The organism is Desulfurellaceae bacterium, assembly GCA_021296095.1.
GTDB lineage: Bacteria > Desulfobacterota > Binatia > Bin18 > Bin18 > JAAXHF01.
This window is the reverse complement of record JAGWBB010000054.1, coordinates 19,584-20,041: the sequence shown is the minus strand read 5'-3', so window position 1 is coordinate 20,041 and position 458 is coordinate 19,584. Positions and strand designations below refer to the sequence as shown.

The 458-nt window shown below is 63.3% G+C and carries 1 protein-coding gene; it reads right to left on the bottom strand.

What is annotated here, in order from left to right; all coding sequences use genetic code 11:
• On the bottom strand, positions 1-458 hold a 458-nt coding region (locus tag J4F42_13785; protein MCE2486581.1), incomplete at both ends, for an enoyl-CoA hydratase/isomerase family protein.

Below are 458 nucleotides of genomic sequence, written 5' to 3'. Positions count from 1 at the left end.
CCGAGGTTGTCGAGCATCAGCCGCTTGAGTTGCTGGGTGAGGGCGACCCGGGCATAGCGGACGGTCAGCGGCGGCTTGTCAACGATCTGCTCGGCCAGCTCCCAGGCCCGCGCCAGCAGTTGGTCGCGGGGCACGACTTCGTTCACCACTCCCAGGTCCAGCGCTTCCTGGGCCGACAGCTTTTGGCCGGTCAGCAGGAAATAACGCCCCCGGTTGATGCCCAGCAGCAGCGGCCACACCACATGCACACCGTCACCCGGCACGATGCCGTTTGGAAAATGCGGCGCGTCCTGGAAGACGCTGTCCTCGGTCGCCAGCACGATATCGCACAACACGCCCAATTCGGCGTGGATGGTGGCCGGACCGTTGACCGCGGCAATCATCGGCACCTCGATATCGAGATGATTCATCAGCAGTTTCTTGGCGTCCCAATAAATATGGTCCCAGCGCTGGGGGGT